Raw genomic sequence first — 20,195 nt, 5'->3', positions numbered from 1 at the left:
TACACCAACCTTTTCTGTGATGAATAAAGTGCTGCTGCTGATTGGCGTTGTGTTGTTTCTGCTGACTGGGCAAGCCGAGGCCGCCCGACCCAGCGCCTATGCCCGGGCCAAGGCCCGGGGCCGGATGTACGTGCACCGGCCCAACTATAAACTCTACCGCGGGGCCAAGCGCCACCGGAGCAAGAAGGTATTTCGCCTGCCCCAGCTCACGCGCAAAGCCAACGGCAGCCGGAGCCGCTTCTAACCCCCAAAACGAGGCAAAGCGGGTACCTGCGCCGGCCGGCGAAACGGAGTTGGCTCTCTATATTTGGCAGAAGTTATATTCTGTCACCGGTTCCTGCCTGCGCCGCTTTGCCTCGTTTTCCCTCTTTCGTACTTACAAGCTGCCTGTCAGCCCTACTGACGGCTTCCTGTTCCCAACCCGCGGAGCACACTTCTGCCCCGAACCCGACGGCCCCCACTGCGGCGCAACCAACGCCTGAGCCTGCTGCCCCGGTACCAGCCCCGGCCCTCGATACGCTGGCAACCTACGTTTGGGAGTCCGACGTTTGCCGGTATACGGGGCAGTATGACCCACGCCGCTACACGCCGGCCCAGCTCCGGGGCACCTGGGACGTGCTCAACAACGAGGCGCTGCTAACTTACTATTCAACCGTCTTTAGGCCCGCTAGCCTGGGAAACCTGCGCCTGGATTCGCTGGAGGCCAACTACGCCAAGCGGCGCCGGCACTACCTAGCGCTAGAAGTAGTGCCGCAGCCGGTGTGGCAGCAACTCAAACAGGCCCGCCTGCGCGAGTTGGAGGCCGATTACCGCAAAACCCGCCTCTACATCCAGGGCTTTACCGAGCCGGAGCTGCTGCTGGGGGCCCCGTATCCGGCGGCTTGCCACCAGTTTGTGCGCGGTCTGGCGGCCCACAACGACAGCCTGATCCGCCACGACTGGCAAGAGCTGGTGGAGCAGAAACTCCGGAACAATGCGGACCCGGAGGCACTCAAGGCCACCTACCTGGCCCACGCCGCTGCCGCCGACTGGCTTACGTATGCCAAGATTGACCTGCTGACTTTCGGCTGGTCGAACTGCGCGAATCAATCGGTGCCCCGCGTGGAAGTTAGTGCCCGGCAGCACCGGCTATTCGACCAGCTTTTCGTGCGCATCGCCTCGGAGTGCGACGAGGTGTAGTTGCTTGCTCCCGGCTGCGGGCTAAGGGAGGGAGCAGCCGGACGGGTTCTTCGGGGCGGCCTTCGGGGCGCACCTTGGGTGCTTCGGGTGGGTTTCGGGCTGAACCCGGAGCTGCTTTCCGGGTTTCCAATGTGGGCCCGATGTCGTAAGTTGCTCGCCGGCCGCGGCGGTGCGGTGGCCCCTTGTGTATCCTAGCTGCTCTTCTATGTCTGTTTCCGCTTTCCTTTCCTGGCGTCAGCTGCTGCCTGCCAGCCTCCTGGCCTTGGCCCTGACCAACTGCCAGACTCGCCCAGCCGCCACGTCCATGCTGCCTTCGTCTACGGCCGGCTCTCAGCTCCCCGCCGAGGCGGCCGCTACATCTGGTACGGCCGCACCCGCCATTTCGGCCGCTACCATTGGCCAGTACCTGCAGGCCGTATCCTCCGACGAGATGCAGGGCCGCAAGCCGTTTACGGTCGGGGAGGAGCGCATCACGGCCTACCTGGCCCAGGAGTTCAAGAAGCTCGGGCTGCAGCCCGGGCCCGATGGCAGCTACTTCCAGGCCGTGCCCATGGTGGAGGTTACCGGCACGCCTTCCAGCACTCTGCAAATCAAGGGCAAGGGCCAAAGTCTGAGCTTCCAGTATAAGACCGACTTTGTGGCCTTTACTCAGCAGGAGAAGGAAAAAGTAACCGTCACGAACTCCCCGCTGGTGTTTGCCGGCTACGGCGTGACGGCCCCCGAGTACGGCTGGGACGATTACGCCGGCCTTGACGTGAAAGGCAAGACGGTCGTCATTCTGGTGAATGACCCCGGCAACGCGGGCAACGACACCACGATGTTTAAGGGCAAAGCCATGACCTACTACGGCCGCTGGACCTATAAATACGAGGAGGCCGCCCGCCACGGAGCCGCCGGGGTGCTCATCGTCCACGATACCAAGCCCGCGGCCTACCCCTGGAGCGTGGTGCTCAGCGGGGCCACCAGCCCCAAGCTACGCGCCCAGACCCCGAACAAAGGGGCCGACAAATGCGCCCTGGAAGGCTGGCTCACGATGGACGCGGCCAAAAAGCTGTTTGCGGCGGCCGGCCAGGACTACGACCAGCTCTATGCCGCTGCCAATAAGAAAGGCTTCAAGCCCCGGGCTTTGGGTGGCCTGACCCTTTCGGGTAGCATTCAGAACAAGCTGCGCCGCCAGACCAGCAAGAACGTGCTGGCCGTGCTGCCCGGCACTACCCGGGCCTCAGAGTACATCATCTATTCGGCTCACTGGGACCATTTTGGAGTTGGCAAAGCTATTGCCGGCGACTCTATCTACAACGGAGCCGTGGACGACGGTACTGGTCTGGCCGCCTTGCTCAGCATTGCCCAGGCGTTTCAGCAGGCTCCCACCAAGCCCCAGCGCAGCATCGTGTTTCTGGCCGTGACCGGGGAGGAGCAGGGCCTGCTCGGCTCGGCCTACTACGCCCAGCACCCGCCTTACCCGCTGAACAAAACCGTGGCCGACCTGAACATGGACATGCTCTGGCCCTACGGCCCGATGAAGGACCTCACCGTTATCGGCTACGGGCAGTCGGAGCTGGAGGACTACGCCCGCGCCGCGGCCAAGGAGCAGGACCGCTACGTGCTGCCCGACCAGACGCCCGAAACCGGCATGTTCTACCGCTCCGACCACTTCAACTTTGCCCACGTGGGTGTGCCCTCGCTCTACGCCAGCGGCGGTTTCGAGAGTCGCAGCGGCGGCAAGGAAGCCATTGCCAAGCAGCGCCAGAACTACACCACCAACATGTACCACAAGCCCGCCGACCAGATGGACCCCAGCTGGGACCTCTCGGGCATTGCCCAGGACGCCGAGCTGTATTGGCGCGTGGGGCAGCGCCTGGCCGCCGAGGCTACGTTCCCGCAGTGGAAAGCCGGTTCAGAGTTTAAAGCCGCGCGGGACAAGAGTATGGGGAAGTAGTGAAGTCGCTGCTGCTTATCCTGCTGCTGAGTTTGCCCGGCTTGGTTAAAGGCCAGCATAAAGGATATAAGAAGCCACAAAAGGTCACCCTCTTACGCATCGATGTGTTTGCCTATCTGGGAACGGAGCAGCACTACACCATTACGGCTGACTCATTGGTTGTAAAAGACCTTTCAATGGGAGCAACAGATACATTGTACACAAGAAGGCTGACCCCAACTGAACGAAATTGGCTTTTGGCACCCTTCGACCAAATCTATCTGTCCTCCATTCGGGATAAGTACGAACCTGCCCGCATCAGCAATTTGCATGACATCAGCTACCGTGTCGTGCTATATAAAGGTGAGTTCATGCGGGTGACGGATATCTACAAGAAGAAGGTCAGGTTCTTTGACACCTTCGTGCAGCGTTTCAATAGGCTGGTGCCGACGCCTTACCAGATGTATTATACGGCTGAGTATTTCAAGTAGGAAGAGAAGTTGTCAGCTAGTCCTTACAACTCAGGTACGCGCCCTTCTTTAATCCTTGTTGTCGGTACCGCCGCGCTTTTCCTCCGGGAAGGGCGCGGCGGTTTGCGTATCGGGCAGCCTCTACCTGGCAAGCTAGCCCCCCGTTTGAAGTTGACTTTCCTGCCCTGGTGCCGGAGAGTAATCTGCTTGATACTTGCTACGTATTCTCTGACAACGTTCCCGGCAACGTTTGCATTGATTTATAGTGGTATTCGCGGATTTAGTGTGGTTGTAAAGGCGTACGTTGATGGAATATTTTACATGTAGTTGGATTTGAGTAGGATACCGCGGCGCTGCGTTCCGGCCGGACAGCCCGAGGGAATTTCTAGCCAAGGTCAATCCGTGTGAAATGCCTATTGCCTCGCCCTGAGTACCCGCCATGACCGTGGCGGGCTTCCACCAACCACCAAAATTCCCCATGAAAACCAACACGTTCCTCGCGTCCGCGCTTTTATCCTTTTCCGGGCTGCTGGCCGGCTGCGACACGAGCAGCCCCACTCCGGCTGCTCCCGCTGCTGCCCCAGTCTCCTCCTCAGCCGATGTAGAAGCCACCTGCACGGCCAAAGGCTGGGCGGCCCAAAACGGCGGCACCAACGGCGGCGGTACCGCCACGCCCACCATCGTGACGACCTACGACCAGCTCAAAGCCGCCATTACCAACTCGGCCGTGAAGGTGGTGCAGGTCAACGGTACGATTACCATTCCCTCGGGCGGACGGATCTCCTTCCAGGACCAGACCAACAAAACCCTCTTCGGCTCGGCCGGGGCCCGGCTCGTATCGGCCGACCAGACCAAGGACGGGTCGGGCATCATCTACGTAAAGCGCTGCTCCAACATCGTGATTCGCAACCTGGTCTTTGAAGGGCCCGGGGCTTATGACGTCGACGGCTGGGACAATGCCACCGTCGACGCCTGCACCCGCGTCTGGATTGACCACTGCGAGTTCCGCGACGGGGTGGACGGCAACCTCGACTTCAAAAACACAGCCGACTTCATCACCGTCTCCTGGACCAAGTTTGCCTATCTGAAATCCCCCCGCCCGGATGGTCCCGGCGGCTCCGATGACCACCGCTTCTCCAACCTGATTGGCTCCTCTGATACCTCCACCGGCGACCGGGGCAAGCTGAGCATCACCTTCGCCCGCTGCTGGTGGGCCCAGGGCTGCGTGGCCCGTATGCCCCGCGTGCGGTTTGGCAAAGTTCACGTAGTGAATAACCTGTTTGGCAGCTCGGTGAGCACCTCGGGGGTAATGGCCGGCTTCGAGGCCAACCTGCTGGTGCAGAACAACGTGTTCGAGAACATGAACCGCCCCATCGACCTGATGGCTAATAATGCCACGGCCGTGCAGGTCACCGGCAACGTCTTTACCAACGTGACGGGCAACACTGCCGGCAACGGCAAAACGGCCTTCACTCCGCCCTATACCCTGTCGGTACTGGCGGCTTCGAACGTGAAGTCGGCCGTCACGGCTTCGAATGGCGCTGGCGCTACCGTGGGGGGCAATACCTGCGTCAACAGCGGTATCTAGGCTGAGGCCAGCTAGGGCGGTTGCCGCCTTCTGCCTAGCTCGTGAGAAAGATCTTCAGGCCGTCGGCGCAGTAGTTCGCCGGCGGCCTGAATGGCTGTTGGGCCCTGGCCGCTCCGGCCGGAACGAAGGAATAGTGCGCCGTTTGGTCTTTTTCTGCAACTTACGGCGGCCCGGCTGTAGTCGGCTCCTTACCCCACGGCTACCTTCCTGATATGAAGTTTCCTGTGCTCCTGCGCGTCAGTCTGCTGCTGCTACCTTCGCCCGGGCTGGCGGCCAAGCCCACCGACTACCTGGAAAAGTGCTGGCAGCAACAGGGCGCCGGCCTCAAGGACAAGTACGCCGCGTTTTCCTACCGCGAAACGACCAACGAGCTAGAGCACAAGCAGTACCCCTGGCAAGCCACGACGTACGACAAGAAGGGTACGGCCTGGCTGAGTGGCCAACGCTTCCTGCGCCAGGATACCCTGACCCAAGGCACCAAAACGTACTACTCCCGGACCCAGGTGGGAGCCGGGGAAGTGCTGTTTCAGGACTACGGGGAAAAGGATGTGGCCCCCGCCACGCCCGAGCGGCTGGCCGCCCAGCTGGTAAGCTCGGCCCGCTACTCACCGGTGCTGCTGCTGGGTTATTTGCGCGAGCACCACGCCCACGCCGAAGCTACGGCCCCCGCCGGCCTAGCAGCCTACCGCACAACTCTACCGGGCGCCCAGGTTACGGTCCTGATCCGTAAGGCCGACCAGCTGGTGGAGCGCGTGCAGGTACTCAGCCACGACGAGCTATTTGGCGACGTGCTCACCACCTTTACCTACCAGGACTATACCCCGAGCAGACCACTGCGCTTTGCCCGCACGGTAGCTGTGGCCAAAATCAACGGCAAGGTGCTGGACACGGTAACGGTACGCAATGTGACTGCCGTAGCAGCGGCCCCAGGGTTGCTAGAGCGGCCCGCCGGGTATCAGGTGGCCGCCGTGAAGCCCCCGCTGCCTATGAGCACCCTGGAGCACTTCCGGCCCAATCTGCACCTGCTCAACCTTGCCCACACGGATGACAGAGTGCTCATCGTGGAGTTTCGGGACTTTCTGGTGGTGGCCGAAGCGCCGTTGAGCAGCGAAAATGGAGAGTATATCATCCAGCAGGCCCGCAAAATTGCTCCCAGCAAGCCCATCAAGTACTTCGTGTTTGGGCACTACCACCCGCATTACCTAGGCGGGTTGCGGGCCTTTGTGGCCCAGGGCGCTACTATCCTCGGCGGACCCGGCACGGCCGATTACGCCCGCTACCTAGCCGGGGCCCCGCACACCCTGCAGCCCGACAGCCTGCAGCGCCGCCCCCGGCCCCTGGCTTTCGAGGAAGTCACGACCAGTAAAACTATTACCGACGGCCAGTTTACGATGCAGATTCACTGCATCGGCCAGCAGTCGGCCCACACCAACGACTACCTGATCTACTACTTTCCCAGCGAGAAGCTCTTATTCGAAGACGACCTGGTCTGGATCAAGCGGGAGGGCGGCCCGCGCAAGGCCAGCGCCCGGCAGGCGGGCCTTTACCAGGCCTTGCAGGCCCTGAAGCTGCCCGTCGAAACCGTGGTGCAGTCCTGGCCCGTCGCTGATTATGGGGTGAAGACCGTTATTCCCTTCGCCGAGCTGGAGCAGGCCATGCAGGTAAAGTAAGTAGTCCGACACTCCGCGCTACGGGCGCACTGCCGCAGTACGCGCGAAGCACGGCTGCCCGTCCTTGTAGGTTTCGGTCAGGCGGGGCTGGAGCTTGCCCCAGTACGTCAGCAGCTTGCCTTTGGGGTCTTTGTGCAGGCGGAAAAGCACGGCGCCGGGCTTGAGTTGCTCATAGCCGGTGCCCTCCAGGCCGCGCACGAAAATCACCTGGGCATCCTGGGGTGTGCCGCTTACCCGCACCTGCAGCTTCATAAACGTCTGCTGGCCTTTTACTTCCAGGTTGCCGCCGAGGCTGCCAGCCTGGGGCCGCAGCGTCAGGTTCCAGCTCATGGCCATGCTGTAATCGGCCAGGGCTTTCACCGGCTTTTCCTCGTAGGTGTAGGTTCCGGCCCAGCTCGGCAGACCTTGGTCCGGCGCAGGGGCAGCAATGAAGGGTAACCAGACGACCAAGCGCAGCAGGAAGGGCAGCATAAACAAAGCGGTGAGGTGAACTACCTCCAACGAAAAACCGCCGCCGTTGGCCGGGTTTAGCCCGGCTTTTACGACCAGTGCAAGTCCTTGCTCCTAGTGGTAAATCTACCGAAACCGGCCCTAGCTACCTCGGCCAGGGGCTTTCCTATTTAGCGCAGGCCCGTCACCCGGACTTCCACGCGGCGGTTGAGCTGGCGGGTGGCTTCGCGGGCGTTGCTGGCCCGGGGTTGAGCCCCACCCAGCCCGATACCCGTGATACGCGGGGACCCGACACCGTGCTCTACCAGATAGGTCTTGACGGCGGCCACGCGTTCCTGGCTGAGCACCACGTTTTTCTGCGGGTCGCCCTGGTTGTCGGTGTGGCCCCGCAGCTCGATGGTCATCGTCGGGTTCTTGCCCATGAGCGTCACCAGCTGGTCGAGAGCGGGGAAGGACGAGGGCAGCAGCACGGCCTGGCCCTGGGTGAACTGCACGTTGTCGAGCGGCAAGGTCGAGCCCACGGCCAGCGGATACAGCAGCACGTCCTGCACGTAGGGTCCGGCCGGGGGCGTGTAGGTGCTGTCGAGGGCCAGGTAGCCGGGCAGCTGAATGTGGGCCGAGTACGTCAGGCCGGGCTCGGCGGTAATGGCAAACGTGCCCTGGGGCGTGAGCGGTACCTTGATTTCACCCCCATCGGGCCGGCCCAGCCGCACCTGGGCCTGGGCCAGGGGCTGAAAGGTAATGCCATTGAGCACCCGCCCCCGCCAGATGGCCAGTGCCGGGGCGGACGGGGCCGGGGCTGCGGCAGTGCTGGGTGCTGCACTGGCCTTAAACAGGTTGCAGCCGGCCAGGTCGGTATAGGTACCGCGCCGTACCAAACGCACCTGCCGGCGTTCCTGATCCACCTGGTACAGGGCTTTGGGGCCGGCCAGGTAGAGGCGGCGGTTGCCCTGCTCGTCTTGTTGGAGCAGCAGGTCACTGTAGCCGCCACGCTTGGGCAGGCCCTGCAGGGCAATGGGCTCGGCGGCGGGCTGCAAGGTCTTTCCATCCACGCGCAGCAGGCTGCCGTCGGTGCTGTATACCAGCAGGATGTTGCCCGTATCATCGAGGCAGAAGTTGCCGTGGGAGCCCGCGCCGGCAAACCCGATTTGGGGATAATACGCGGCCTTGCGCAGCGGGTCCGATTCCCACACGACCGTTATCGTGCCGGTGCTCGGGTCAATCTTAACGAGCTTGCCCGCGTCGGCGGTGCTGAAGTAGAGGTTGCCCTGTTCGTCGGTGGCTCCGGATATCCAGACGGTTTCGGGGCCCTGGGCCGGCAGCTGCCAGGTGGTGTACTGGCCCTGGCGGGTGGCCGGGTTGTAGCGGTACACGTACTCGGGCGCGTCGGTGGGGGCCTTGGTTACCGAGTAGAGGCAGTTGTCGAAGCCCTTAGCCAGGGCATAGGACTGAAAGGGCAGCACGTTGCGGTGAATTCTGGGCGGCGCGCTCAGGTCGTTGGATCTAAACTCGTGAATCGTGCGGCAGTCATCTTCCCACAGGTCGCCGCGAATGCGCAGGGCCGCAATGCCGTACATCTTGTCGTCGCACTGCCCGGTAGGGGAAGCCGCGGCCGGGGCGGCTTGGGTAAAGTCGAAGGACTCAACCAGCTCCTCGGCCTCGGTCAAGTACCGGTTGTCCTGGTCGGCGGCCCGGTACTCCAGGTCAAACTCGGTTCCGTTGTGCCAGAGCCGGCGGCCCAGCACCCGGGTCCGGTCGGCCGAGCTCTGGTCGGGCGCGAAGGTGTAGTGGTAGCGGACCTCGGCGTAGTCGGTGGCCTCGTGCTGTTCGAGGCGCAGCACCTGGGCCCGGGAAAGGTGCTGAATGCGGCTCCACACCGAATCCTGACGGCCCAGTAGGGCGGCGGGCGGCCCGTCGGGGCGTATGGTGAGCGTTACGATGGGGTGCTGCCGGGCACTGCCGGCGTAAAAGGCCACCTGACGTCGGTCCTCGCTGCGCTGCCGCTGCCAGGCCGTGGGGTAGCTGAGCTGGAAGCGGCCTTTCCCGTCGGTATACGTCTGCCGGGATTCCGGAGCCTCCTGCGCCAACAGCTTCAGCCAGCCTACGGTCAGTACCAGCGTCAGCAAAAACTTCATAGGCAGGCAGAGAAAGGCCGAAGCCGGAGGAATGCAGGAGAAGAACCAATGGAAACCACAAAAGTAAGCAAGGTTACGCTACTTTACTTGCTGCTCTCCGGCTATAATCCTCTTTCCTAGCTGCTGATATTCTTTTTATACGGTATGCGTCCCGGATTATTTCAATGTGCAGCGGAGTTTACCCCCAGCAAGGCCAGCCTGGAAAACCGGTTTTGCCAACGCACTACGCCACGTTGGGTACAGCCGCAGCTTCGGGTACGCTGGGAGCCGGGTGCCCGTCTTCTCCCGTGTGCATGATGCGGTGGCGGTGCAGCTGGCCCCAGTTGTGCAGGGCCCCGATGACGGGGTAGAGCGTTGTGCCGTAGGGCGCCAGGGTGTAGGTCACGGCCACGGGCACCGTGTCGGCCTGGACGTGGCGGGTGAGCAGGCCGTTCATTTCCAGTTCTTTGAGTTCCTTGCTGAGCATTTTGGCCGTGATGCCCGTTACGTCGCGCTGCAATTGTTTGAAGCGCTTGGGGCCCTCGCTCAACCCCAGGATGATGGGCAGCTTCCACTTGCCGCCAAGTAAGTCGAGGGCGTCGCGCACGGAGCGCATGGCCGTGGTGCAGGTAGCGGCTGAGGTGTGGGGCGGAGGGTAAACCATGAGCGAAAGGTCGTTAGAAATCAGGTAGGTAGCTTCCAAGATACCGGTATCCTTTGGGAAACCACTATCCGGATTATACCCGGCTGGCGCCATCTTTACACTACTTCCCCGGCCATCGACGGCCGGAGACAACCGGGCATCTGCTGCCCTTTACTGCTATGCCACTCAACAAGAAAGCCCTGCTTACTGGCCTGGTTACGGCCGTACCCGCCCTGATGATTATTGCCAGCGGTATCATGAAGCTCACCGGCGCCGAAGAAGTGCGCCAAGGCCTCACCGCAGCCCACATGGTGGAGTACATGCCCGTGCTGGGTTTGATGGAGCTCATATTTACGGCCCTGTTTATCTACCCCAAAACCATGAAGCTGGGCTTGCTGCTGCTCACCAGCTACTTCGCCGGGGCCATTGCCGTCGACCTCTCGCACGCCCACACCGCCGTGCCCGCGGCCGTTATCCTGAGCCTGGTCTGGATTGCCGCCTTCGTGCGCGACCGGTCGGCGTTTCTGCCGGTGAGCGAGGCAGCGGTTTAAGGCAGTAAGCGCAAGCAGGCCGGCGGACAGCAGGAAAAAAGCCGGAGTCACGGTACACGAGGCCAGACAAGGCGGGTGGGGCCGGGGCAACTTTTGCTATGTTTGCGGCCTAGTTGGCCCCTATGCTCCCGCCCCGAATCCTTGTTGTTCTCGCTATCGTGCTTGGCCTGGTCAACTGCGAGTCCGGCGGCCGGAATGAGAGCTTCAGTGCGCCCCCAACTGTGCCGAAGCCCGCCGACCGGCGGGCTCCGGTCAACCCCCAAATTCCGCCGGGCCCCGGCGCGGCGGTGCGGGAGGTGTCCTTGCCGGATGGCTTGTGCCTGCAGCTGCGGAAGGCCGAAGAGCTGGAGGACTTTGTCCTATTCTCCTCGCTCACGCTGCTCAAGGATGGCCGGGTGCTGGTGCGGGATACCAGCGCCGATTACGAGCTCAACGAGAAATTCTACCCGATTCTGCTTCGCAACCCAGCCGGCGGCCACGACCTGCTGGTCGAAGTGAACGGCCGGCCGGGCATGAGCCGGGGCCGGGTTTTCCGAATCCGGGGCGGCAAGCTGGCGGGCCAGCACGACGTGCCGGTGTTTGTGGCCCCGGCCGCCAACCTTGACCAGGACCCCGCCCTGGAATTTGCCGGCTACGGAAGCTTTTTCGAAACCTGGGAGGAACCCTCGGGGCAGCCCGTGACCAGCTACAACCCGCTGCTGTTCTACGAGCACACTGCCCGCGGCCTGCAGCTGGATTCGGCCCTGACCCGGGAAGTCAACCAGCGCATTTACGGGCAGTTTCACGGCTTCGCCTTTCGCGAAGACCTGCCCCAGCCCGTCAGCATCGTGGGGCGGCTCGATGACGAGGTAGCCCAGGTCAAGCACCGGGCCGCCCGGCCCCAACCCCCTACAAAGCAATAGTGCGGGCCACGCCGATATCGGCCAGAAACGCCGCGTCGTGCGAGACGACCAGCAGGGTGCCGGCGTATTCGTTGAGGGCTGCGGTGAGAATGGCAATGTTCTGTAAGTCCAGGTTATTGGTGGGCTCGTCGAGCACAATCAAATCGGGAGCCTGCTGGCTCAGGGTGAGGCCGCACAAGGCCAGCCGCATTTTCTCACCCCCGCTCAGGCTCTGGCCGGGCTGGTCCCAGGTGTCCTTGCCAAACAGGAAGCGGGCCAGCCGGATCTTGACTTCATGCTCGGGCATGGCCGCTTGGTTGAAGTGCTGGGCCAGCTCGTAGAGTGTGCCTTGGGCGGGCAGTAGAGAGTAATCCTGGTCGATATACACAGCCCGGCAGGCGGCGCGCTGCACCGTGCCCTGGGTGGGCGCGGCCGGGCCCAGCAGTAGCCGGATCAGGGTGGTTTTGCCCGCGCCGTTGGAGCCCCGCAGCGCAATTCGCTCCCCGCTCCGAATCTGTAAGCTTAGTGGCTGGGGCCAGAGCGGCGGGCCGACAGGATACGTGAAGTTGACCGCTTCGGCCGTCACCAGCACTTTGCCCGCGTGCAAGGCCGAGTTGTCGAAGCCAAACTTCATTTTATCTGCGGCGGGCAGCTCCCGGCGCAGGTCGGTGAGTTCCTGGGCCAACTGGCCGGTTTTCTCGGTGTGCTGCCCCTGCAACCGGGCCGTGCTGTTCTCGGCGTTATTGCGCATGGTGTTGAGCACAATGGCGGGCAGGCCGGCCTTGTCCTGATTTTTGCGGCCCCGGGCATCCTGCTTCTGCTTGCGCTCCAGCGCCTGGCGCGCCACTTCCCGGGCCTTGCGCAGCTGCTTTTCCCGGCTGTGCACTTCCTGGGCCAGGGCCTGGTTTTCGAGCTGCTTCTGCTCGGCATAAAAGTCGTAGTTGCCGCCGTAGAGCGTCAGGCCGCGCGGGCTGAGCTCGTATACCGAGTCGAGCAGGTTGAGCAGCTGCCGGTCGTGGCTTACCACCAGCAGGGTGCTGCTAGTCGTTTGGATGTAGTCGTAGAGCAGCTGGCGGCCGGCCGTGTCGAGGTGGTTGCTGGGCTCGTCGAGCAAGACCAGCTCGGGCCGGTGAATGTTCAGGCCCGCCAGGAAAACCTTGGTTTTCTGCCCGCCGCTGAGCTCGGCCAGGGGCTGAGTCAGGGGCAAGGCCGCGAGCTGCCAATAAGCCAGGGCTTCGTGGCAGCGTTCCTCCAGCGTCCAATCGTCGTCGAGCACGGCCATAGCAGCCTCGGTGGCCTCGCCGGCCAGAATCTGGTGCAGGGCCGTAAGCTTGTCGGCCACGCCCAGGGCCTGGGCCAGGGTCAGATGGTTGTACTGGCCGAAGTGCTGGGGCACGTAATATGGCGCACTATCGGTGCTGATGCGCCCGGCCGTGGGCGGCAGCAGGCCGGCCAGGAGGCGGAGCAGCGTCGACTTGCCGGCGCCGTTGTTGCCCACTAGGGCACTCTTGTGGTGGGGTTCGAGGGCCAGCTGCAGGCCGTCGAAGAGCACATCCTGATTTGGATGGCTGTAGCTAAGATTCTGTAATACCAGCACGGTTTTCTTCGAAGGAGTACACGGATATAGCGCGGCCACAAAGGGCGGGCTACTCGGGTTGCGGCGGAAGAAACGGGCTATTACAAGTGCGAATCGTAGGTGGTTAACGGGCCAAAAGTAACTTTTTTCCGGAAATGCGGCACGGGCGTACTTAGCCGCAGGGTTTGAGGTGGACAGAGCGCAGGGCCTGCTTGGCCACTTGCCAGTCGGGCATAAACTGGTCCATCAACCCCCAGAAGCGGGCGTTGTGCAACCGCTCGTGCAAATGCACCAGCTCGTGCACTACCACGTAATCGAGGCAGTGCGGGGGCTGCTTAATGAGTTCCAGATTGAGCCAGATGCGGCGGGCCCGGATGCTGCAGGTGCCCCAGCGGGTGCGCATCAGCTTGATGCCCCACTCCGCCGCCTGCTTGCCCACCACCGGCTCCCAGCGGGCCGCCAGGGCGGGGAGCTGCTCTTTCAGGCGGGCCCGGTACCAGCTGTGCAGGGCTTTTTCGCGCTGCTCCCGCGTGCTGCCGGCCGGGGCAAATAAGTCCAGAAAGCCGTCTTCCAGCAGCTTTACCCGCAGCGGCCCGGCCGCCGTTTCGTGCACACGCAATTCGTAGGGCTGGCCCTGGTAGAAGTGGGTTTCGCCCGATACGTATTCCAGTTCGGCGGGCTGTTCCCGGGCGGCAAACTGCTCCTGATGCTTGCGAATCCAGGCACGGCGGGCCGATACGAAAGCGTGAATGGCGGCATCGGCTGTGCGCAGCGGGGCGGCTACCCGCACCCGCCCGTCGGGGGCGTATACGGTCAGGCGCAGGCTGCGAATATTCTTGCGGACGACCTCGATACGCAGGTCGTCGATAAGCAACTGGGGCATTCGGAAAAGAAGGAAACCAACAAAACGTAGCGCAGCCCAGGTGGTTGGCTGCGGCAACACACAAGTAAAAGTACGGCGGCAAACCCAGCCGGCGAAACTGCCGGGCCCGGTTTGCCGCCGTACGTGCTATGCGCTATGTTCTATGTTTACTCGACCCGCACCTGCTTGCTGGCGCTGCGGCCGAAGCGGGTGGGAAAGTACATGAGCTCGGCCTTGGCGGGATTGAGGGTGTAGCGGCCCCGGTAGCGCGGCTGCAGGGCAATGCGGAAGGTGTGCTTTCCCACGGGCAGCCGGTCGATGAAAATGCCGGTTTGGTGGCGCAAATACTCGCGGTGCACCTCGAAGTAGTTGCCGGCTTTGTTGTCGCCGTAGGAGCAGCCGGCCGGAATGGGTACTTCCAGCAGCACGTAGCGGGCCTCGGCTTGCACGTTTACCGTCACGACCAGCTCGGCGGGCTGCCCGGCCCGCAGGTTTACGCGCTGCCCGCTCTGGCCCGCCAGCTCGGTTTTCACCGTGAAGGGCGCGGCCGTAGCCTCGGGTGCCGGGTTCCAGCGCGTCTGGTAGGCTGTGGCGTACACCGGCAGCAGGCCGGTTTTGCGCAGCGTGAGTGGGTCGGCAGTGGCGGGCAGGGTCAATTGCTGGGGGAAGGTGCTGAGTTGCTGAGTGGTGGCCCCGGTGAGCTCCACCTTCGCTAAAGTAGCCGGTTGGCCGGCGGCCAGCAGGTCGGGCCCGATGGTTTCCAGAATCTGGGCCGCCTCGTAGGTGCTGGTCCAGTGGTCGGTGCGGCGCAGGTTGAGCAGGTAGAGGCGGATGCGGGTCAGCTCGGGCTCGTGGCCGCCCTGGGCGCGTAGCAGGCGGTAGGCCAGCAAGGTCGAGCCCACGCTGGTGCGCAGCAAGTAGCGGTAGTAGGAGCTCTGGTGCAGGGTATCGGCATAAAAGACCCCACCGAGCTGGGTGCGCAGGCGGTAGCGCCGCAGCGAGTCGAGCTGGTAGGGCAGCTGCAGCTGCTGGCGCAATTGGGTTAAAGCCAGGTAGCGGTCCAGGGGCTGACGGCCTTTGTAGGAGCGTTCCAGGCGGGTTACGTAGGTGCGGTAGTCGGTTGTCGTGCCCAGCTGGTGCAGCACCCGCAGCAGCCGGATCAGGTCGTCGTCCGACTGGTAGTACCACGTGCGGCGCAGCAGCTCGGGCGTGGGCTTGGCGGTCAGGTGGTTGTCCAGCTCCTGTAAGAGGTACTGCTGGAGCTTGTCGCGCTCCAGGCGCACCTTGTAGCCGGCCTGTTCGGCGGCCAGCAAGGCTTCCAGCACGTGCGTAGTAGCCCACGGACTCACCTCCGACTTAGCCCAGGTGCCCCAGAGCAGGTTCTCGGGCTGGTGGCGGCCGTCGAGCAGCTTGCGAATCAGGAAGTTGATGCTCCGTTCGCCCTTAAACGGCTCCTGGCGGACCGTCCGGATTTGCTTTTCCAGCAGCAGGGCCTTGAGCTTGGAGGCGGCCTGCTCGTTGCACAAATAGGCGTAGGCCTGCAGGTGCTGAATTTCGGACAAGAGCACCGGCAGCGCGTCACTTTCCAGGCGCACCGTCACGGGGCCCAGCTTCGGGTCGAAGGGCAGGGTCAGGGTCGTGTCGTTGGCCGCGAGAATAGCGAAGGCGCCGATATTTTCCCGGGTTCCGGCCCGCAGCACCGGAATCGGGCGTTGCTCCCCGTCGGCGTAGCCGCCGGCCTGGCGCAGGTCGTAGCTCACCAGGAGGGAATCCTGGCCGGTGGGCGCGGTCAGGCTGAGCGTATCCAGAATGGCGCTGCTTACCACGTGGCTGCGACGGGGGCGGGCCACGCCGGCTACCGAGAAGCCGGTGCTGACCTGGGTGGAATCGGGCGCGTAGTTCAGGGTTTTGCCCAGCACCTGGGTCTGGTCGCCCTCGATGAGGAAGCGCGGCACGGCCAGCCCGGCCAGCAGAGCCTTGAAGGAGCGCAGCAGCTGAGTAGCCGAGCCCACGCGGCCGTGGTTGTCGGAGCCCAGCACGAAGGTGTCCCAGCCGGTTATGTCGTCGGGCAACTGTACCTCGGTGCTGGCCCGGCCCTGGGCGTCGGTGACGAGCGTAGGCCGCCACCAGGCGTAGTCGCGGAAGTTGCGGCGCAGGGCCAGGCGCGTGTCCCGGCCGGCGGGGTCGTTGCCGGCGCTGCTGGCTTTGGTGGTAATGAAGAGGACGCCATTAGCGGCCTGGGCCCCGTAAGTGGCTGTAGCCGCCGGGCCTTTCAAGAGCTTAACAGCCGCAATATTATCAGGACTCACGTCTTCCAGCCGGCCGTTGAAAGGCAGACCGTCGAGAATAATCAGGGGCTGAGCTCCGGCCGGTTGCGCCACTATGCCCCGGATAGTGACGGTCGGGGAGTCGCCCGGCGCGGCTCGTCCAGGATGTACCCCGGCCGCCTTGCCCGCCAACTGATTCGACATCGTGGCTACCGAGTAGCTCACGCTCCGACGCTGCGTTTCGGTGCCGTAGCCTACCACTACCACTTCCGAAAGTTGCTTGGTATCCCCCGTCAGGCCCACATTCACTTCGTTGTAGGTAGCAGGTCTTTCAGCCGTGATATAACCAACGGAGCTAAAGGTCAGGATGCTGCTTTCATTCGGAACTTGCAGGGCGTACGTGCCGTCGGCATCGGTCGAGACGCCAAGGGTAGTACCCTTCACCAGCACCGTTACCCCGGGCAGCCCTTCCCCCGAGCTGCGGTCCGTGACCTGCCCGTGCACCGTGCGCCAGCCCGGCTGCGGCTGGCTGTACTGGGTTACGGCAATGGTGCGCTTCGCCTTTTTGAGCTCCTCCTCGGATGTTACCAAGCTCCAGTCTTTGACCTCAAAACCGGGCAGCAGGCGGCTGATACGCCGCCGCAGGGCCGCGCCGGGCTGGCGGTCGGTGAGGCGCAGCTGGAAGTAGGTCACGCCATCGGGCCTGATGGTTACGTCCTCGGCGGGGAGCAGACTGGTGCTGTCTTCGAGCAGCACGGCCACCCGGTAGCGGCCCGCGGCCAGGGCGTGTACCAGGCTCAGGTTGGGCTGCAAGCGGTAGAATGTGGCATTGCCGGGCCGGGTGAGCAGCAAATAGGCCACGTTGGGAAACCGGTAACTGGGTCCGGCGTCGGCGGGGCGCGGGGGCAGGCGAACTTCCAGGCGGCCCTGCGCGGCGGGCGTTGTCAGCGGGGTTTGGAAATTGTAGCGCGGCAGGCGCGGGGCGGGTGTCCAGGTCGTGTTGGCGGGCAGGTAGCGGGCCTTGAAGGCGGCTTCGGTCAGGGCAAAATCGGCCAGGGGCAGGACCCCGGGAAAGCCGGCGCTGTGCAGGGAATTAAACAGTCGGGAGTGCGTATTGGGGTCCAGGCTAGTCATTTTTACCAGACCGGGCGCGAAGTAATAGTGGTAGAGCGGCTCAAACAGGAAGCTGCGCCGCAGCCCGTCGGAGCGCCGCAGTAGCACCGAGTCGGGCCGAAACGGGCCGCTCAGGCTGTAGGAGTCCACGGAATGGTAGGAGTTGCGGCTGACGGGCCGCAGCACGTTGCCCTGGCGCAGGCTGCCGTAGCTGTAGGCAGCATCCATCACCAGCAGGGAGCGGGTCAGGGCCAGCTTTTCCTCCGGTGTCAGCAGCGGCCGGCGCTTTTCCACGGTCAGCTCGGCGCAGGGCTGGTTGAGGTCGATGCTGAGCGTGAGCTTGTGCAAATGGCGCACATACACATCGTGCATAGTCACAAGGCGGGTGGCGGTCCGGATGCTGAGCGTGTGGAACCCCGGCTCGGCTACCAGGGCGTAGGGCTCGTGCTGGTTGACCTCGTGCACGTACACCGGCACGCCATCCAGGTACACGGCCACCGGGGGCTGCACCCGGCCCGAGTCCACGACGAAAGGGGCCAGCTGGGTCAGGCCGCCGGGCGCGGGCTCATACTGGTAAAACGCGCCCGACTCGGGGTAGAGAAACTGGTAGAACCGCAGCGAGTCGAGGCCCAGCTGGTGCCGCCACTGGGCCCAGGGCAACAGCTGCCGCCCGGCGGCCGACGACGAGTTTTCGAACCCGTCTTTCAGGGCAAACCGGCGCTTGGACCGGCGACCCACTACCCGCGGCTCGAAGCTGGGTATTTCCTGCTCAATCTTGGCCTGCCCAAACTTGCTGGTATAGGCGTAGGAAGTCAAATCAACGCCGGAAAGGGGCCGCCCGCCGCCATCGGTGACGGTGTACTGCAACCGGATTTTCTGGCCGGGGTACGCTACTTCGGGCTGCTCGGCGCGTACTACCAGCTGACGCTGGGGCAGGGGGATGCTATACTCGGCCGTGCGCAGCTTTTCGCCCCAGAGGTAATGCACTGACACCGACCAGGCCTCCGGGCCGGGGGCGGTGGTGTTTAGCTGCAAATCCGTGCCGTAGCCGCGCCGGGCCAGCGTATTGCCGCGGTATACAAAATACCAGAACGGCAGCCGGCGCGGATTCTCCACGCTGATAAAAATGGAGTCGTGGGTCCGGTCGGAGCGCACCGCCAGGCCGGCGTTGATTTCGTCCAGGGTAAGCTCAGTCGAGCGGTTTTCGGCATCGGTTAGCTCGTAGGTATCGGCCCGCGGGTCGACGGGCAGCAGCAGCGGCAGTTGCACGGAACCGGCAAACAAGCTGCCGGACCCCAGCTCCCGGCCATTGCTAATCTCCAAGTGGGCCGGGTGGGGAACCGATTTTCCCTGGACGAGGTAGGTCATCCGCACCGAGTCGCCGACCAGCTCTACGTGCAGCTTGCCCGGGTCGAGGCCGTAGGGCACGGTCGTGGTTTCGACGCGCCGCTCGTTGTCGGCGTTCAGGAACACGGCCCGCACGGCGTAGGAGAATTCGGCGGCGGGAAAAATGGTGGCCGGCAGGTTCAAACGGGTTTCGCCGGTGGCGTCCAGGGCCTGGCTGCGGGTCCAGAGCGTGTCGGGCAGAAAGGCCTGGCGCTGGGGGAAGGGGCCGAGCGGCGAGCTGGGCGTCACGCTCAGACGCACCCGGGCGTCGAGCAGGTTGAGCTCGTTGGAGTCGGTGCCGCGCAGAAACACGGCCTGCGGCTGGCCCCGGCGGTGCTCTTTCTCGGCCAGGCGCAGGGTGTAGCGGGTGCTTTTGAGCTCATAGTCTTCCAACTGAAAGTTGCCGCTGGCCAGGGTTTGTTCCCGGCGGTTTTCCAGCCGGAAGCCCACCCGTGTGTCGGCCCGCAACCCCAGCGTATCGGTCAGGGGCAGCGTGTATTCGTAAGAGCCGGGCCGCCCGGGCCGCAGCAGGGCTATTTTTTTCTCTGGTTGCCCGTAGCCGCCGCCCAGCCACAGCGTAAGCGCCTCCCGGCCGGGCCGACCGTGGGGGCGGCGCAACAGGCGCACCTTCAGGCGCAGCGTGTCGCCGGTGGGGCGATATTTGGGCTTGCTCAGGGCCACGTAGCTGGTCCAGCGCTGCTCCTCCTGCTCGTCGCGCCGGCGCTGCCGCTCGTCGCGCACGTCTTCGCTAAAGGCCGAGCGCAGCAAACCCACCGGCCCGAAATACGCATGGGAAGCATGTTTCAAATCCCGCCCCAGGCTCCAGACGGGCTTGGTGAGGTAGCCCAGCGGAAAGCCGAACACGATGCGCTGACTCCGCCACCAGATTCGGCGGGCCAGGGGCTGTTGTTGCTGCCAGTAGCTGCTCGTGCTGGCCTGATTTTCCACCACGTGAAAGGTGGTGCGCCCGGCCTGGGTGACGGCCAGCAGGCCGCTGCGGCGGGTATTGGCCAGGCGGTAGGCGCGGGTGGCGGGGTCGTAGGGCACCGGGCGGCAGGCCAGCTCCACGCGGGCATCGTCGAGCAGGCGGCCCAGGGAGTCGCGCACCACCAGGGTCAGGTCAATTTGGTTGTCGACTACTACCACTTCCCGGTCGGTTTCGGCGCGCAGCCAGTAGACCAGCTGCGCGCCTTCGGTGTGGGCCACCAGGTAGTAGCCCGGGGCCAAAGGGCGCGCCTGCCGGGCCGAGTCCGAGGGAAAGGAGTCGACGGGCTGGGTGAAAAAGTCGGGCCGGGCTGCCGCTAGGCTGTGGGTGTAGAGGTGGCGGGTTTGCTCGTCGGTCAGCCGGAATACCTTAGTCAGGTAACTGCGCTGCCGGGCGGTGGCCAGGCGCTGTTGGGCCTGGGCGGCAATAGGCAGCAGGAAATAAAGCGCGAAAAGTAGCAAACGAGGCATAGGCGGATGGAATAAGAAGCACGGTATACTAGCTGGATGCAGCAGGGCCACCGGATTCCACACGGCGCACTG

The 20,195-nt window shown here is 63.7% G+C and carries 14 protein-coding genes and 1 pseudogene; 8 read left to right on the top strand and 7 right to left on the bottom strand.

Annotated features, from left to right (window positions below):
* The first annotated feature begins 19 nt into the window (after positions 1-19).
* From MUN80_RS18250 to MUN80_RS18225, 6 genes are all read left to right on the top strand, one after another.
* Positions 20-244 carry a hypothetical protein gene (locus MUN80_RS18250; protein WP_244714977.1) on the top strand — a complete coding sequence of 75 codons (225 nt, stop codon included), beginning with the start codon at positions 20-22 and terminating at the stop codon, positions 242-244.
* A 107-nt stretch (positions 245-351) separates the two neighbouring features.
* Positions 352-1,179, top strand: coding sequence for a hypothetical protein (locus tag MUN80_RS18245; RefSeq protein WP_244714975.1), 828 nt, complete (start codon positions 352-354; stop codon positions 1,177-1,179).
* 205 nt (positions 1,180-1,384) lie between these two features.
* Entirely contained in the window at positions 1,385-3,118 is a 1,734-nt protein-coding gene (locus MUN80_RS18240; protein ID WP_244714973.1) for a M28 family metallopeptidase, read from the top strand.
* Complete coding sequence (locus MUN80_RS18235) at positions 3,118-3,588, top strand: hypothetical protein (RefSeq protein ID WP_244714971.1); 471 nt, start codon at positions 3,118-3,120, stop codon at positions 3,586-3,588. Before MUN80_RS18240 ends, MUN80_RS18235 begins: the two co-directional genes overlap by 1 nt.
* Positions 3,589-4,045: 457 nt before the next feature.
* The gene (locus MUN80_RS18230) at positions 4,046-5,155 is read left to right on the top strand and encodes a pectate lyase family protein (RefSeq protein ID WP_244714969.1); all 1,110 of its coding nucleotides are present in this window, start codon (positions 4,046-4,048) and stop codon (positions 5,153-5,155) included.
* A 212-nt stretch (positions 5,156-5,367) separates the two neighbouring features.
* Positions 5,368-6,825, top strand: a complete 1,458-nt coding sequence (locus MUN80_RS18225) for an MBL fold metallo-hydrolase (protein ID WP_244714967.1) — start codon at positions 5,368-5,370, stop codon at positions 6,823-6,825.
* 18 nt (positions 6,826-6,843) lie between these two features.
* On the opposite strand, the gene MUN80_RS18220 is transcribed toward MUN80_RS18225, so the two are convergent.
* The 3 genes from MUN80_RS18220 to MUN80_RS18210 all read right to left on the bottom strand — a co-directional run bounded on the left by MUN80_RS18220 (position 6,844) and on the right by MUN80_RS18210 (position 10,053).
* Complete coding sequence (locus MUN80_RS18220) at positions 6,844-7,296, bottom strand: DUF5991 domain-containing protein (RefSeq protein WP_244714965.1); 453 nt, start codon at positions 7,294-7,296, stop codon at positions 6,844-6,846.
* 149 nt (positions 7,297-7,445) lie between these two features.
* On the bottom strand, positions 7,446-9,410 hold the full coding sequence (locus MUN80_RS26025; RefSeq protein WP_262922017.1) for an OmpA family protein: 1,965 nt from the start codon (positions 9,408-9,410) through the stop codon (positions 7,446-7,448).
* Between the two features lie 223 nt (positions 9,411-9,633).
* Positions 9,634-10,053 carry a winged helix-turn-helix transcriptional regulator gene (locus MUN80_RS18210; protein ID WP_244714963.1) on the bottom strand — a complete coding sequence of 140 codons (420 nt, stop codon included), beginning with the start codon at positions 10,051-10,053 and terminating at the stop codon, positions 9,634-9,636.
* A gap of 158 nt (positions 10,054-10,211) precedes the next feature.
* On the opposite strand from MUN80_RS18210, the gene MUN80_RS18205 reads away from it, so the two are divergent.
* On the top strand, positions 10,212-10,583 hold the full coding sequence (locus tag MUN80_RS18205) for a DoxX family protein (RefSeq protein ID WP_244714961.1): 372 nt from the start codon (positions 10,212-10,214) through the stop codon (positions 10,581-10,583).
* A 122-nt stretch (positions 10,584-10,705) separates the two neighbouring features.
* The gene (locus tag MUN80_RS18200) at positions 10,706-11,485 is read left to right on the top strand and encodes a hypothetical protein (protein WP_244714959.1); all 780 of its coding nucleotides are present in this window, start codon (positions 10,706-10,708) and stop codon (positions 11,483-11,485) included.
* Here MUN80_RS18200 and MUN80_RS26275 read toward each other — a convergent pair.
* The 4 genes and pseudogenes from MUN80_RS26275 to MUN80_RS18185 all read right to left on the bottom strand — a co-directional run bounded on the left by MUN80_RS26275 (position 11,472) and on the right by MUN80_RS18185 (position 20,123).
* Entirely contained in the window at positions 11,472-12,098 is a 627-nt protein-coding gene (locus tag MUN80_RS26275) for an ATP-binding cassette domain-containing protein (RefSeq protein ID WP_445991642.1), read from the bottom strand. The two genes, MUN80_RS18200 and MUN80_RS26275, sit on opposite strands and share 14 nt — an antisense overlap.
* 471 nt (positions 12,099-12,569) lie before the next feature.
* A pseudogene (locus MUN80_RS26225) lies at positions 12,570-13,061 on the bottom strand (ATP-binding cassette domain-containing protein); the annotation flags it as partial.
* 151 nt (positions 13,062-13,212) lie between these two features.
* Entirely contained in the window at positions 13,213-13,923 is a 711-nt protein-coding gene (locus MUN80_RS18190; RefSeq protein ID WP_244714955.1) for a M48 family metallopeptidase, read from the bottom strand.
* Positions 13,924-14,069: 146 nt separating this feature from the next.
* Positions 14,070-20,123 carry a carboxypeptidase-like regulatory domain-containing protein gene (locus tag MUN80_RS18185; RefSeq protein WP_244714953.1) on the bottom strand — a complete coding sequence of 2,018 codons (6,054 nt, stop codon included), beginning with the start codon at positions 20,121-20,123 and terminating at the stop codon, positions 14,070-14,072.
* Positions 20,124-20,195 lie beyond the last annotated feature (72 nt).

Origin of the sequence: Hymenobacter cellulosivorans (assembly GCF_022919135.1) — a bacterium.
Classification (GTDB): Bacteria; Bacteroidota; Bacteroidia; order Cytophagales; family Hymenobacteraceae; genus Hymenobacter; species Hymenobacter cellulosivorans.
Note: the sequence above shows the minus strand (reverse complement) of the source record. Positions and strands in the feature narration are given on the sequence as shown.